Annotated in this window: 12 protein-coding genes and 1 tRNA gene; 12 read left to right on the top strand and 1 reads right to left on the bottom strand. The window is 36.8% G+C overall.

What is annotated here, in order from left to right:
- The first annotated feature begins 228 nt into the window (after positions 1-228).
- Positions 229-1,041, top strand: coding sequence for a lipopolysaccharide assembly protein LapB (locus KV40_RS35870; RefSeq protein WP_036487794.1), 813 nt, complete (start codon positions 229-231; stop codon positions 1,039-1,041).
- Positions 1,042-1,047: 6 nt separating this feature from the next.
- Positions 1,048-1,689, top strand: coding sequence for a 1-acyl-sn-glycerol-3-phosphate acyltransferase (locus KV40_RS35865; RefSeq protein WP_036487793.1), 642 nt, complete (start codon positions 1,048-1,050; stop codon positions 1,687-1,689).
- A gap of 103 nt (positions 1,690-1,792) precedes the next feature.
- Here KV40_RS35865 and KV40_RS27140 read toward each other — a convergent pair whose 3' ends face one another.
- Complete coding sequence (locus tag KV40_RS27140; RefSeq protein WP_036487792.1) at positions 1,793-2,056, bottom strand: helix-turn-helix transcriptional regulator; 264 nt, start codon at positions 2,054-2,056, stop codon at positions 1,793-1,795.
- 1,132 nt (positions 2,057-3,188) lie between these two features.
- On the opposite strand from KV40_RS27140, the gene KV40_RS27135 reads away from it, so the two are divergent.
- The 10 genes from KV40_RS27135 to KV40_RS27090 all read left to right on the top strand — a co-directional run bounded on the left by KV40_RS27135 (position 3,189) and on the right by KV40_RS27090 (position 15,391).
- A tRNA-Val gene (locus KV40_RS27135) sits at positions 3,189-3,260 on the top strand.
- Between the two features lie 630 nt (positions 3,261-3,890).
- Positions 3,891-5,888, top strand: a complete 1,998-nt coding sequence (locus KV40_RS27130; protein ID WP_072013921.1) for a nucleoside-diphosphate sugar epimerase/dehydratase — start codon at positions 3,891-3,893, stop codon at positions 5,886-5,888.
- Between the two features lie 116 nt (positions 5,889-6,004).
- The gene (locus tag KV40_RS27125; protein ID WP_052056002.1) at positions 6,005-7,483 is read left to right on the top strand and encodes a DUF4832 domain-containing protein; all 1,479 of its coding nucleotides are present in this window, start codon (positions 6,005-6,007) and stop codon (positions 7,481-7,483) included.
- A 63-nt stretch (positions 7,484-7,546) separates the two neighbouring features.
- Positions 7,547-8,914 (top strand): murein biosynthesis integral membrane protein MurJ, encoded by a 1,368-nt coding sequence (murJ, locus tag KV40_RS27120; protein ID WP_036487791.1) that lies wholly within the window; start codon positions 7,547-7,549, stop codon positions 8,912-8,914.
- Positions 8,915-8,955: 41 nt separating this feature from the next.
- On the top strand, positions 8,956-10,041 hold the full coding sequence (locus KV40_RS27115; protein ID WP_036487790.1) for a glycosyltransferase: 1,086 nt from the start codon (positions 8,956-8,958) through the stop codon (positions 10,039-10,041).
- 13 nt (positions 10,042-10,054) lie between these two features.
- Positions 10,055-11,410 carry an oligosaccharide repeat unit polymerase gene (locus KV40_RS27110; protein ID WP_036487789.1) on the top strand — a complete coding sequence of 452 codons (1,356 nt, stop codon included), beginning with the start codon at positions 10,055-10,057 and terminating at the stop codon, positions 11,408-11,410.
- Entirely contained in the window at positions 11,391-12,593 is a 1,203-nt protein-coding gene (locus tag KV40_RS27105) for a glycosyltransferase (protein ID WP_052056001.1), read from the top strand. The genes KV40_RS27110 and KV40_RS27105 overlap by 20 nt, the downstream gene beginning before the upstream one ends.
- Before the next feature lie 64 nt (positions 12,594-12,657).
- A complete protein-coding gene (locus KV40_RS27100) occupies positions 12,658-13,821 on the top strand; it encodes a glycosyltransferase family 4 protein (RefSeq protein WP_036487788.1) in 1,164 nt (387 codons plus the stop codon).
- 19 nt (positions 13,822-13,840) lie between these two features.
- Complete coding sequence (locus tag KV40_RS27095) at positions 13,841-14,719, top strand: sulfotransferase domain-containing protein (protein ID WP_156114208.1); 879 nt, start codon at positions 13,841-13,843, stop codon at positions 14,717-14,719.
- A gap of 60 nt (positions 14,720-14,779) precedes the next feature.
- Positions 14,780-15,391: a sugar transferase gene (locus KV40_RS27090; RefSeq protein WP_036487786.1), complete on the top strand. Its 612-nt coding sequence runs from the start codon at positions 14,780-14,782 to the stop codon at positions 15,389-15,391.
- Positions 15,392-15,470 lie beyond the last annotated feature (79 nt).

The raw sequence follows: 15,470 nt of genomic DNA, 5'->3' as shown, positions 1-15,470 counted from the left end.
GAAACCTTAAAGCAAGAACTAAACTTAAGCTGAGTGTAAAAGAGATCTGACGTTAGACTCCTGACGGGTTACAATAGCCCGCAGGTAGATAGACAGACTAGACTCGAAAGCGTAAAATTATTTAGCTTCCATGTTTAGGATAAACGATAGCAAAGTTGGTCGAGTAAAGATGCAACACAAGTTTAATCTAATCTGCTTATTATATGAGTAAAATCTATCGTTGAGATTATGCAGCGAAAGCAAAAAAGTTGGCTCTATGTAGTTTTAGGTCTGATGTTATTTTCTCTGGTAGTTTTTTCCGCACTGCCAGTTGTTAGTAGCATTGTAGAAGGGAAAAGCAAGCCTGAGAGCGAGTATCAAACTACATCAATTTCTAAAACAGATTTAGCAAGACTAGATGCTGAAGCTTCTGGATATGAAAAAGTGCTACAGCGTGAAGCTGATAATGAGACAGCATTACGCGGTTTACTACAAATCAGGCTCGAACAAAAGGATCTAGAAAAAGCGATCGCACCGTTAGAAAAATTAGCGCGATTACATCCCCAACAGAGCGAATACGGTATCCTTTTGGCTCAAGCCAAACAGCAGATTGAAGACTATGAAGGTGCGGCTACAGCTTATCGTCAGATTTTAGCCGAGCATCCTGGAGATGTTATGGCATTAGGAGGTATGGCAAATTTATATTTAAGTCAGAATCTACCCGAACGCGCGATCGCTTTACTTCAAGATACACTCCAACTGGCAGCTAGCGATAAAGAGCGGGGTGACTCTATTGACTCGACTTCGGTAAAATTGCTGTTGGGAGAACTCTATGTCAATAGCGAAAAATACGATGAGGCGATCGCTACTTATGATAAGCTTGCCAGTGCTAATAGCAAAGATTTTCGTCCCGTACTAGCCAAAGCTTTGGTATTAGAAAGAAAAGGACAAGTCGAAGCTGCCAAACCTACTTTGGAAACAGCTTACACTCTCGCCCCTGCTAAGTATAAAGACCAAATTGCTGCTGAGATACAACGACTACAGCCTACCAGGAATAAATAGTTACTCGTGGAAACGAAAGCTAGAGAACCTACTAAAAATTTAATATTGTATTACTTCCTTAAATGGTCGTTAGTTAGTCCGCTGTTACACGTCTATTTTCGAGGCAAAATTTACGGAGCGCGAAATATACCTGGAACTGGAGGAGCGATTATCGTTAGCAACCACGCCAGCTATTTCGATCCTCCGATTTTAGCTAACTGTGTGAATCGTCCTGTTGCCTTTATGGCAAAATCAGAGTTATTTAAAGTACCTGTTTTAAAACAGGTGATGTCACTCTACGGAGCTTATCCAGTTAATCGCCGTGCTAGCGATCGCCGCGCAATTCGCATGGCAATGAGTGCGATCGAACGTGGTTGGTTGGTAGGAATTTTTTTGCAGGGTACGCGCACCAAAGATGCCAAAATTGTCAATCCCAAATTAGGAGCGGCATTAATAGCAGCTAAAACGGGGGTTCCTTTAATTCCAGTAAGTCTTTGGGGAACCGAACAAATTTTAAATTCTAATCTGCCAATACCCAACCCTACACCAGTGACTATTCGTATTGGCGATGCAATTGCTCCTCCTCAATCTACTGATAAAGTTGAGTTGCAGCAAATAACTGCTCGCTGTGCGGCTACAATTAACTCGCTACATAGTCTGGGAAGATAACGCTACTTTTTTAAAAGTAGCGTTATCTAGCGTTACATGTATAAATACGTACTAGTATAAGTAAATTCACGGACGCAATAGAACGAAATAATTACAAGTTAGTTTAATTATTCTCTGTTTGATGATTCGCTGATGGTAATAAAGAGTTGGGTAGTTTTTCAAAATCTCGATCGATTGCCTGACAAAAAGCTCTCATTTGAGCAATCGTCATTGTTGGCTCGGCTTGCCCTTTTTCCCAGCGGCGAATAGTCGAAACAGCTACGCCTATTTCTCTAGCTAGCTGTTCTTGAGAAAGTTTGGCTGCCAATCTAAATTTTTTGAACGGAGAATTTGTTGTTTGAGGTTGATACTTTTTAGGTCTGGTCATAATCAAATATCAATATTAATCGCTTAAATAAAATAGTTTTTTAGAGCTATATGCTCGGTTGATATAATGCAACAAATTTAAGACGATCGAGTTCTTAATTAGTTTTTATATCAAAAAAAAATAGATAGATCGTTACTACAATTTAATTGTTAGCATATTACTATTAATATCATAGTAATAGAATTAAATACATAAACATTTAAAAAACCAAAGTAACTTTATTTCAAATATACAATTTAGATAATTTAAAAAAACCTACAATTGTTTTAAGTTTATTATTGTCTAGCTCGATTTACGTTAAAAACTAGCTTTACATCTCAATTTGAATGTTTTTTCTAGCAAACAATAAATTCGATGATAGATATAGTACCGTTTTTTTGGTCTTAACTGTCAAAAGTTAAAGTAGCAAGTAAAAATCGAGTCATAGTTTGTTAGAGTAGTTGCAAATAAATACTTCAGATTAACCGCTCAATAGTAAGCAGTATTTATATTTTTTCAGCTATATATTACTAAATAATATGCTAATATCATAAAGCGATCGCAATTAAAAACAATTACATTTGAAGCAAATTTCAACAAGCGTTTTCATACAAATGTTTACAATTTGTGTTTTTCAAATTGTTTTTTCAAATTAAATATTATAAGTAAAAAAGTCGAGTATAAGCTAAGATAGCCTTTCTTAGATAATTTCTAAACAATATAAGTTAAATACTCAATGTTTGCGATTGCCTGCAAAAAATAGTGGTACAAAACAAGATATAATTTAAAATATCACCTGCAATAGTATGTGCAAACCAGAAAAAATTGCGGTACTTGGTGATTTAATTTTTAAGCCTGTTAAAGTTCTAACGCAGAAAACTTGAGGCTGTTAATAGTAAATACAAATTCTTCTAACCTCAAACTTATGCAGCTATAGTTTGCAAGCCAGCCAATCACTCTCTAAGCTTTGTTAGCGCGGTCTAAAATAAAAAAGATTTTTATACGAAATATAATACAAAGTTTGTCACACTGTATGTCTGGCTGTTTTGCAGCTAGCTTTTAATTTCAAGTTAGTGTATGCTTTATAAGCATACGAAAAAATTACGTACGAACGAGCTGTATATGATATATAATGTTAGAGGTTCGTACTCAGGGGCGATTAGCTCAGCGGTAGAGCGCCTGCCTTACAAGCAGGATGCCACTGGTTCAAATCCAGTATCGCCCATAATTTATTTTGAAACTTAACAGCTAATAAATTTAGTTAGCGGCTTCAAATTTTAGCTGTTTTTAATAATTCCTGTGTCGAACAGGCATACAGGATGATTGATTATTCATGGATTATAAAGCTGGTTGAATCTTGACTTCATTATGCAACTATAGTCAATTGAGTAGATTCAATCTAATTTTTTTAGTAATATTAATATTTCACATATTACAAAATATAGTATTAAATGTTTTTGATACGGTTTTTTCTGTACGGTGTTACAAAAAGAGTAAATATACTTAGTTAAATTGCGTAGTATTACTTATCTAAGTGATTTTTGCTACTTCATACTTGCGATTAAAGCTTCAAAAAGAAAATTAAAATAGCTAAACTCAGTTCGGTCGGCAACATGGCATTAGAATGCAGGGTTTTCAAAACCAGTTAAAAAAATATATTTTAATAATTGTTGACTTTCACAAATTAGTTCGTGGTAGTATTACTTACTAGTTAATAGTAATAAATAAAGTATTGACTTATAGAGAAAATACGGCAAAGTGTCGAGCTACTGTCTCTATTCATATCTGCAATCATTTTGTATATCTGTAATGTAGTCGATCAGCTGTACCTGTCTTCCTTTCAGGGAATGAAATAATGATTGATAAAAAATTTTTGTACAAGAAAATTTTACGGGTAAGAAATCGGCATCTTTTTATTATTGATGCGTTCATTTTTAGTTTTATACCTATAATTGCTCTGTATATCCGTTTGGATGGCTCCGTAGACTTAGAACGTTACTCAGGTATAACACAGACAATTGTGCTGTTTGTAATTGTCAAATTAATAATTCTCGGTAGATTTGGTTTTTATCAATATTACTGGCGGTATGCCAGTGCCGAAGAATTGCTAAGGACTACAGTGTTAATGGTTAGTGCCACAGTTGTTCAAACTGGAATATTTGGCACTTTATATCTGTTAAATATCTTTTCGATCGATACTCTACCGCGCTCTCTGCCAATTCTCGATGGCTTACTTAGCTTGATTGCGGTTGGAGGCATTCGCTTTAGTGTTCGATTAATTGAGGAAACCAACCGCAAACGTAAAGAATTTAATTTAGGCGATCGCGTTTTGGTTGTCGGTGCTGGAAATGCAGGAGTTTCCATAGTTCAAGAAATGCTACGGAGTAAGCATCTAGGTCTTCATCCCGTGGCATTTATCGATGACGATCCCAAAAAAATTAACTTGCGTATCTGTGGACTGCCCGTTGTTGGCAACCGCCATCAAATTCCAGCCTGGGTCAATCATTTAAATATTCGTAAAGTGATTATCGCCATGCCAACGGCTTCAGGTGCAGTACTGCGAGAAATTGTAGATGTTTGTCAGGCTAATGAAATTAAAACCAGTACCGTACCTGGAGTTCACGAACTTCTCAGCGGTAACTTTCGCCTGGGTAGTATACGAGAAGTAAAGATTGAAGACCTTCTAAGACGCGAAGCAATCCAAACTGATATCCAGGAAGTTTTCAAACTTTTGATGGGAAAAAGAGTACTTATTACTGGTGCCGGGGGATCGATTGGTAGCGAACTCTGTCGCCAAACTTTGAAAGCCTGGCCTGCGGAGATAATTCTTCTAGGACACGGTGAAAATTCGGTATTTAATATCGCGCAGGAACTAAAGCAAATTTTACAGACCCTCGACCCAGAGGGCAAAACTAATCGACAGTTACCAAAACTAACAACTTTCATTGCCGATCTGCGATTTTTCTCACGATTAGAGTATGCTTTCGAGCAGTATCAGCCTGACATTGTTTTTCACGCTGCCGCTCACAAACACGTTCCCTTAATGGAGTTAAATGCTCCAGAATCAATTACCAACAACATACAGGGAACTAAAAATTTACTCGATCTGAGCGTGCGCCATAACGTCAAGCAATTTGTAATGATTTCGACGGATAAAGTAGTCAATCCAACGAATGTAATGGGAGCTAGCAAACGAGTTGCCGAAATGTTGGTGCTTAAAACCGCTCGTATTACTGGCAAACCATTTACCGTAGTACGCTTTGGTAACGTGCTTGGTAGTAGAGGCAGCGTAATTCCTACCTTTAGAAAGCAAATTGCTGCGGGTGGACCCGTAACCGTTACTCATCCTGAAATGTGTCGTTATTTTATGACGATTCCCGAAGCAGTGCAGTTGGTTTTACAAGCTTCAACTATCGCTACTGGAGGGGAAATTTTTATGCTCAATATGGGACGACCCGTTAAAATCGTAGATTTGGCTAAAGATTTGATCCGTCTGTCGGGATACGATATTGGTAGAGACATTGAAATCGTATTTACAGGATTACGTCCTGGAGAAAAACTGCGCGAAGAACTATTGTTACCAGGGGAACAATACGATGCAACCGAGCACGAAAAAATTCTGGCAGTACACAATGCCGACCGAGCAATTCCAGAAGAGTTCGATTTAGAATTCGATCTCAACGTCAAACTTCTTGGTGAAGCAGCTGCGATTAACGATACTCGTTTAATTATTTTGTTGCTCAAACAACTGGTGTCTGGATACAAACCAGAAAGCCAAAAAACTACGTCTCAGCTACAATACATTGGCGAAGGTCACGACGATTCTTTAAAGCAGAAAAATATTTCTCAATAATTTAGATTTTGTCTTTGAAGCAACTATTGTGGCTTGTAGCTGATGGCTACGAAGTAATAAAGTTAGTTTGCTACCAATTTACGATGCAATAAACTAGCTGAAATCATTAGATAAAGATGAGCTTTTTTGAGAAATATATTAGTTTTTGTCTGAGTTTATTACTTTCAATATTTGTTGGTAGCTGTCAAACAGCTAGTTCGTCAACCGCAACTGCTATAGTTGTCTATCAACCTAGCAATCGCGATTTTCCCAACCCAGAACGAGGGCTTTTTGTTCGATATTCTCCTTTGGGAATTAATCCGCGTCCTTCATTACAGCTTGCTCAACTTGAAAAGCTGCGACAAGAAAATATTACTTTAGCTCGTCGTATTTATCTAATTTCAAAATTTAGAGAAAAGCCACTGTCTCAGACTTTTTTAAATAAGGCCGAGGCAGATTTGGCAACTGCCAGGAAAGCTGGAATAAAAATTATTTTACGATTTTCGTACAACTGGTTGGGAGGTGGTCCAGATGCGGCTAAAGAAAGAATTTTGGCTCATCAAGAACAGCTAAAACCCCTTTTAGCAGATAACTATGATGTTATTGCCTATATGGAAGCTGGCTTTATCGGTTATTGGGGAGAGTGGAATCGCTCGTCAAATCATTTGCGTTTAGATCCTCAAGCTAGAAAAGAAATTCTATTTAATGCTCTAACTGTATTGCCTACCCAACGTATGGTGGCTCTCCGCTATACATATTATAAAAGAGATGCTTTAAATTCAAATCTACCTCTTACTTCCAAGCAAGCTTTTAATGGTTCCAGGCAGGCCAGAATTGGAGCGCACAACGATTGTTTTTTAGCGAACTTAGACAATCGAGGAACATACAACAGTCAAGATCCTAAAGCTATTGATTGGCAAAAAAACTATTTAAATCGTGATAATCGTTATCTAGTTCAGGGTGGTGAGCTTTGTCATCCCGAACCTGACAATCCTTACGATGATTGCCCAGTAGCTCTACAAGAACTAGCAAGAATGCGCTGGAGTGCTTTAAACGTCGATCATAATGATGCCAGAGTAACTCTAGCAAATTGGATTGAAGAAGGGTGTTTTGAAGAAATTAAGAAGCGTTTGGGCTATCGCTTTAGGCTAGTTAGATCTGAAATACCTATAAGTGTCAAACGAGGCGAAGCTTTTACTCTAAAATTTGAAATTGCCAATGATGGTTGGGCTAGTCCCTTTAATGCCCGAAAACTAGAAATTATTTTGCGCGATCGCCGCACGGGAGTAGAATACTATTTTCCCGTGAGAGAAGATCCTCGCCGCTGGCTTCCTGAAAAAAAACACGAGATAAATGTCGTAGCAGCAATTCCCTATGACATCGATCCAGGAATATATGAAGTACTGTTGAACTTACCCGATCCAAGTCTCAAATTATACAATCGCTCGGAATATTCAATTAGACTTGCAAATCGCAAAGTTTGGGAACAGACTACTGGTTACAATTCTTTATTAGCAAACATCAAGATCGACGAACAAAAAAAACGAATCAAAACTCAGGTAGATTTTTTTCAATTACGTCAGCAGCAACCCTCAATCCCGGTCATTGCTGATTGAAAACAGTTGCTCTATGACAAAAGTGTTTTTTAATACAACACCTATCAAAAATCGGAAACCGCAATGAAATTAATGCAGTTGCAGGCTCTAGCAATTTATTGGAACAAACTAACCAGTGGTTCTGCCAGTCGTAAAATTTTTGGTGCTGCCATTACTGTAGGGCTTTGTACTGCTTTAGTAAAGTTAGCCGCTATGGCTAAGGAATTAGTGATTGCTTGGAGATTTGGTACCAGCGATGAAGTGGATGCTTTTTTGATCGCAATGGTATTTTCTTCTTTAGTTATAAATATTATTGCCGAATCACTAGCACCTGCATTTATACCAGTTTACATCAAAGTTATAGAACGAGAAGGAAAAAGATCGGCACAGAAATTGTTGGAAGGAGTATCTATCTCTAGCCTGATATTATTGCTCGTAGCCACAATATTAATGGTTGCCATAGCTCCTTTATGTTTGCCATTCGTTGCTTCGGGATTCGACTCCGATAAGTTGCAACTCACCTTTTATCTGCTTTGCGCGATCGCCCCATTTACTTTTTTGACTGGAATATCGGTAATTTGGCGTGCGGTATTAAATGCTAGAGAACGGTTTTCTCTGGCATCACTTTCCCCGATTATGATTCCCCTAACCACTATTGTTTTGCTATTTGTTGCTAAATCATGGGGAATGTTTGCTTTGGCTGGTGGTTTGGTCTTTGGTACTATCTTTATCTTGATTATTTTAGCAATACCCCTTCTGCGTCAGAATGTTTCACTACTTCCTAAATGGAACGGTTTAGATAAAAATTTACATTTAATTGTCGTTCAATATTTTCCAATTGCAGCAGGTTCGTTATTGATTTGTAGCACTGCACCAGTAGATCAAACTATGGCTGCAATGTTACCAGCAGGTAGTGTTGCAGCACTTAATTATGGTCATCGATTGATTTCATCCTTCGTTAGCTTAGTAAGTACTGCCATTAGTGCAGCAGTAATTCCTTATTTTTCTAAAATGATTGCTCGTCAAAATTGGCAGGAAGTCAATCGTACTCTCAGGCAATATATGAGGGCAATTTTTTTGGTAACAGTTCCTTTAGCATTATTATTTATTATATTTTCCAAGCCGCTAGTTCAACTAGTTTTTCAAAGAGGATCTTTTACCGCAGAAGATACACTTATAGTATCCCAAATTCAGTCTTTATATGCTATAAAAATACCTTTTTATTTGGGCGATCTTTTATTGCTAAGAGTCATTAGTACTATGAGCAAGAATCATATATTGTCCTGGGTATCGGCATTTAATTTATTAGTCAATATCGTACTAAACTACATTTTCATGCAATGGATTGGAGTCAAAGGAATTGCCTTGTCTACTAGCTGCGTTTATGTTTTTTCTTTTTTGATATTAGGTGTTTTTGTTAGTCGTCAGCTAAAAAAATACGAGCAAATTTAATAGTTAAATTCTATTTATTTTAATTCTAAAATAGTCAATCGATGAAACGAATTGCATTTTTTATTCCTACTTTACATGGTGGTGGTGCTGAAAAAGTAGTAATTAATTTACTTAAAGTACTTCAGCATCAAAATCTGGCTTTAGATTTAGTAATTGCTACAGCAGAAGGACCTTATCTGACTCAAATTCCTCAAGCGGTAAGAACAATCGATCTAGCAACGGGTAGAGTTATCAAGGCAATTTTACCTTTAGCTAAGTATTTGCAAAATAATCGTCCTCAGGCACTGATCTCCAATATGAGTCATGCCAATCTGGTAGCAGTAGTAGCAAACAAACTTTCTCGCTTTAAAACTCAAGTAATTTTGGTCGAGCATAACACTTTATCTGCCTCACAAACAAAGCTGTTAAGAGCTAAACCTTTTCCTTTGTTGATGAGATCGATCTATCCCCATGCTGATAAAATAGTCGGAGTTTCTCAAGCTGTATCCCAAGATTTAGAACTAAAACTTGACTTGCCTAAAGATACTGTTGAAACTATATATAATCCTGTTGTTAATGAAGAAATTTTAACTCTGGCTAGCGCACCTTTAAATCATCCATGGTTTAAAGAAACTACAATTCCTGTGTTTTTAGCTGTAGGTAGGCTTACTCCTCAAAAAGATTTTGTGTCATTAATTAAAGCTTTTGCTTTGGTTAGAAAACAAGTAATGGCACGATTGATTGTTTTAGGTGAGGGAGAATGCAGAAGTGAATTAGAAACCACAATTGCGAAACTCAATCTACAGCAAGATGTAGCTTTACCAGGCTTTATCGATAATCCATATGCCTACATGAGCCGAGCTAATTGTTTGATTCTCTCATCTCGCTGGGAGGGATTGGGAAATGTCCTAATTGAAGCAATGGCTTGTGGTTGTCCTGTAGTTGCTACCGATTGTCCTAGTGGTCCTCAAGAAATTTTAGCGTCGGGAAAATACGGGTTTCTAGTACCAGTAGGTCATCCACAAGAACTATCCGCAGCAATGCTGCAGACGCTGAAAACTTCTATAAAAAAAGATTTACTAATAGAAAGAGCCAGGTATTTTTCTGTAGAGCGAGCAGCATCAAAATATTTAAAATTAATTGACTAAAAGGTAAATATAAATGTTATTAGTTACGTATTTAGCTGCAATTATTTGCTTGATTTTATTAGAAATTGCTAGAAATAAAATCTGTAAAGTAGATTTTCTAACTTTGTTTAATATTTTCTATATACTGCTGTATTTGATGCCGATGTTTATGTTTGCTTCTGGCATCGTAGATCCCATTGTTTCTCTAGGATACACAGGTTACGATCGCAATACTAGCTTGCAAATACTTACGGCAATATTCTTGAGTTATTTTATGGTTTTAGCAGGCTTTTACAACCAAAGCGCAGCTAAAATTGGCAAACAAATTAAGCTTAATAATATTAGCGATCGCAAACTGCTGGGTATAGCAGTTTTTTTTCTATTTTTTGCCACAATATCTCTTCATGTTTTTGGTATGCAGTTTGGTGGTTTTCCTGTTGCAATTGCCAACGCAAACTTAATTAGAAACGGAGCCTTACCAGGAGGAAGCTTAACTTTTTTTAAAAGATTTGTTTATTTTTCATTTAGTTCATCTTATTTACTGGCATCATATCTTTTTATTAAAAAAACTAAGAAAAATAAGCTAAAAATAAGTTTTTTATTTTTGAGTTCATTAGTTGTTGCGTTCATAGCCTCTCTAGTAGTAGCAGCACGCTCGACGATGATCGTTTCTTTTGGAATATTTTACCTGGTATATGTGATTCAGACAAAAAAATGGCATCTCAAATACTTAGTGCCAATCATGATATTGGCTATTTTTATTATTTTGTATGGTAAAGCTTTTTTCTTTAGTCTTTCAGGATTACCCGATGGATATCATGGTATTGCAACTAAGTTTAGCGAAACTATTAGAGATAAAGAAAGCAGTAATTATAGTTTTGTCGATCTAATTAATACTTTTGCCTATCCCATACAGTCTTTATACGCTGCTTTTAACGAAACCTATGAATTGAGATTACTGAGCGATTGGTATTATGCATTGCTCTCTTTTCTACCTGAAAGATTACTAAATGTAGAAACAGAACTACCGATGTCTTATTACAATACTCAATATTTAGTTAATACCGATGAATTTGATATTCCTACTGGTTATATTGCTGCTTGTATTTATAGCTTTTCCTGGCCTGGTTTGGTTTTTTTTAGTTTTATATATGGTTGGATAGGTCGTTATTTACAAACTATGATGCAAAACTACCTCAGTGAAATATATTGGATGCCTTTTATATACATACTTACTGCCAAAGTATGGACTGATTTATTGACTTATGGAGATCCCCAGACTTTTTTACAAACTAACTTTTGTTTTTTAGTAGCGATTGTCTTGTTGATTTTTATCAGTAAAACAAAACCGCATAAAATGAAGAAATATTATGAAAAACTTAGCCGCTAGATCGTCAAAACTAACAAATAAAAATAGTACGCAAATAGTCGTGTTGCATATTATTACCGGGTTGTTTACAGGTGGAGCAGAAATGATGCTATATCATCTACTGTCTAAAACCGATCGCAAACAGTTTCAACCTGTAGTAATTTCATTGATGAATAAAGGTACTTTGGGCGATCGCATTGAAGATTTAAACATTCCTCTGTATACTCTAAAACTAGATTTAGGCAAACCAAGTTTGACTGTAATTCCAAAGTTATCAAAAATAATTCGAGAGATCGAACCAAATGTTATTCAAGGCTGGATGTATCACGGTAATCTAGCGGCTCAATTTGCTAGCTTTTTTGCAAAGGGTAAAATTTCCGTGTTTTGGGGAATACATCATTCAATTAACTCTTTAGCCTCAGAAAAAAAACTTACTCAGCTACTGATTAGATTGGGCGCGGTAACTGCTCGACAAGTAGAAAAAATCATTTTTGTGTCCTCTCAGAGTAAATTACAGCACGAAAAACTAGGGTATCCAGTCAATAAAAGTTCGGTCATTCCTAACGGCTTCGATACTAATTTATTTCAGCCATCAAACTACGCCAGACAAAGTTTGAGAAGCGAATTAAACTTAGCTGCCAATGCGATTATTATTGGCTCGATCGCTCGCTACCATCCTATGAAAGATCATGCTAATTTTCTTAAAGCGGCAGCTTTACTATTATCAAAAATTTCCGATCGTGATGACGTACACTTTGTACTTATTGGAACTCAAGTTGACGAATGGAATCAAACTTTAGTTAAACTAATCAAAACTTTGAAGCTGGAGACGCGAACGCATTTATTAGGCGAGCGTCAAGATATATCTCAACTTACACCAGGGTTCGATCTCATGACCTCATCTTCGGCTTTTGGCGAAGCTTTTCCTTTAATAATTGGGGAAGCTATGTCTTGCGCCATTCCTTGTGTGGTAACGGATGTGGGAGATTCTGCCCAGATTGTCGGCAATACTGGCAAAGTCGTTCCTCCCAAAGATGCTGAAGCCCTGGCAACTGCTTGGCAAGAATTAATTCTACTTCCTCCCAGTGAAAAACAAGCTTTAGGAAAGGCTGCCAGAGAAAAAATACAGCAGTTATTTTCCTTGCAAGCAATAGTTTCGCAATACGAAAACCTATATTATCGAGCCACAAGCAAAGTACACTAAAACTTATATTGTTCGTAGAGTCGTTTAAAACGGTTATTTCTATAGCAGTTTACAAATTAAGGTTGTGAAAATATTACACATTTGCGCTTTAGGCGTTACAGCCCAAACTCTATTACTACCCCAAGTTGACTATTTACTCGCACGGGGACTAGAAGTAGAAATTGCTTGTTCTGTAGATGAAGGGACTAAAGAATTAAGGGAAAAAGGCTATATAGTCCATTCCATTCAAATCGATCGCCGAATCGATCCGATTACTAACTTTAAAAGTATACTGCAACTTACAAAGTTGATTCGACAACAACAATACGATTTAGTTCACGTTCATACTCCTATTGCCGCAGTATTAGGAAGAGTTGCTGCCAAACTTGCAGGAGTCAAGCGAATTGTCTATACTTCTCACGGCTTACCTTTTCACGATCGCTCTAGCCCCAGAGAATATTTTCTCTATTCAAATATTGAGAAATTTTGCAGCAGCATTAGCGATTTAATTATCAGTCAGAATCATGAAGATATTGCTACTGCCAAACGTCTGGGAATTGCTCCTCAAAAACTCAAGTATTTAGGTAACGGAGTCGATCTAGATCGCTTCAATCGCCATCGTCTAGACGAACGACAACAAAGCCAATTGCGGCGATCGCTAAATATTCCTAATAGTACCGAACTTATTATCGGAACGGTGGGAAGATTGACCAGAAAAAAAGGGATGGGATATTTAATTGAGGCTGCCGCCAGATTAATTCCCCAATTTCCCAATCTACAAATCACGATCGTAGGCGGAGAGTTGAACACCGATCCAGAACCTTTTTATGATGAGCTTGTCGCCAGAATAACTGAGTTAGGTATTGCCAATCACGTAATTTTTACGGGTGAGAGAAAAGACATTCCCGAACTTTTGGGACTAATGGATATTTTTACTCTACCTACTTTTACTCATGAAGGATTACCCCGTTCTATTGTTGAAGCGATGGCAATGAGCCTTCCCGTAGTAGCTACAGATATTCGCGGTTGTCGAGAAATAGTGCAGCACGAGCGTACTGGATTTGTCGTACCACCCGAAGACAGCAATAGCTTGGCAGAAGCATTAGCTAAATTGCTTGCTAATGCTGAGTTGCGTAAAGCTTATGGTGAAGCTGGTAGAAGCAGAATCGAAGCAGAATACGATGAAAAAATGGTTTTTGAAAGATTGGCAAAATTTTATCAAGATTTAGGAATTGTTATTCCCCATTAAATTTAAAATTTTATTAATTATGACTGACAAACGATTAAATTTTGTAGCGGTTGGACCTTTTAAAACAGCTACCTCTTGGATGTACGCTTATATGAGACTTCATCCACAGGTATCTTTGCCAACTAGAGTTAAAGAAACCTTTTTTTTTAATCGACAGGATAGATACGATAAAGGATGGGATTGGTTTTTGGCTAATTTCGATCCTCAAGATGACTTTAAACTAAGAGGAGAATTTGCTCCTGCTTATTTCACTTCAGAAGCAGCGAGATCCAGAATTTATCAAATTAATCCTCAATGCAAGATCGTTGTTAGTTTGCGCGAACCTATTTCTCAGTTAACTTCATTTTACTTGCACAAGTTAAATCGCGGAGAAATTACTCAGGGAACTACATTAACAGAGGCATTAAAGCAAAACTCAGATTTATTAGACAATGCACTTTATTACACCCATCTGACTAAATGGATTGCTACTTATGGCAGAGATAATGTCAAAATTGTCTTTTACGATTTGCTACAAGATAGTCCCCAGGCTTTTGCCGATAATCTGTGTGAAGCAATTGGAGTTGACTTATTAACAATTCCCGAACAACTCAATCAAAAGGTAAATGTTAATGAAACTCCCGTTAATTTTCGGCTAGTCAAACTTGTAAAACAAGCAGGTAGATGGTTTTACGACCTTGACTTGTATTGGCTAATTAAATTAACTAAAAAAATTGGTTTGAAAAAAGTAATTTACAGAAACAAAAAAACACTTTATAAACCGAGTACTGACGAAATTGATTATGTTTTTAACTTACTGGCAGCAGATCTTGAAAAATTAGAAAAAGAACTCAATCTAAATCTGGATACCTGGAAAAAAGCGTGGCAGCAATATTCAATCGAGAATTGTAGTTTATAACAATTCTAAATGAAACAAATAAAAATTTAGTAATTCACTATATACAAAAAACGCTCGAAAATGCTAAGTAAAGCAATAAAATTTCTGGCAGATAGATTGGTAGCGACCGTCGCTTTAATTATTTTGTCGCTGCCGATTTTAATTTTGGCGATCGCAATTTACTTGAATATGGGCAATCCCATAATTTTTGCTCAAGATCGCCCAGGAAAAAACAATCGTATTTTCAAGTTTTATAAATTTCGTACGATGACCGATGCACGCGATCGTGATGGTCAATTATTACCCGATAAAGATCGTATTACTCCTTTTGGTGAATGGTTGCGGCAAACCAGCCTTGACGAATTACCCCAACTTTGGAATGTTTTGAAAGGAGATATGAGTTTTATCGGTCCACGACCGTTAATAGTACTATATCTAGAACGCTATAGTCCAGAACAGGCACGTCGCCACGAGGTGCTGCCAGGAATTACAGGATTGGCACAAATCAGCGGTCGCAATGCAATTAGTTGGGAAGAAAAATTCAAACTCGATGTTTGGTACGTAGACAATTGGAGTTTGTGGTTAGACCTAAAAATTTTACTGTTAACTGTGGTAAAAGTAATTAAAAAAGACGGCATTAACCAAGAAGGTTACGCTACCTCAGAAGAGTTTAAAGGCTCGACAGATACTTAACTAATATCTTTTAGCTCATCGCTCATTAATAAAAATCTTTTGGCAAATCATATTAACCAGAACTCAAACAACTGTTTAA

This window comes from Myxosarcina sp. GI1, from assembly GCF_000756305.1.
Lineage (GTDB): Bacteria > Cyanobacteriota > Cyanobacteriia > Cyanobacteriales > Xenococcaceae > Myxosarcina.
Note: the sequence above shows the minus strand (reverse complement) of the source record. Positions and strands in the feature narration are given on the sequence as shown.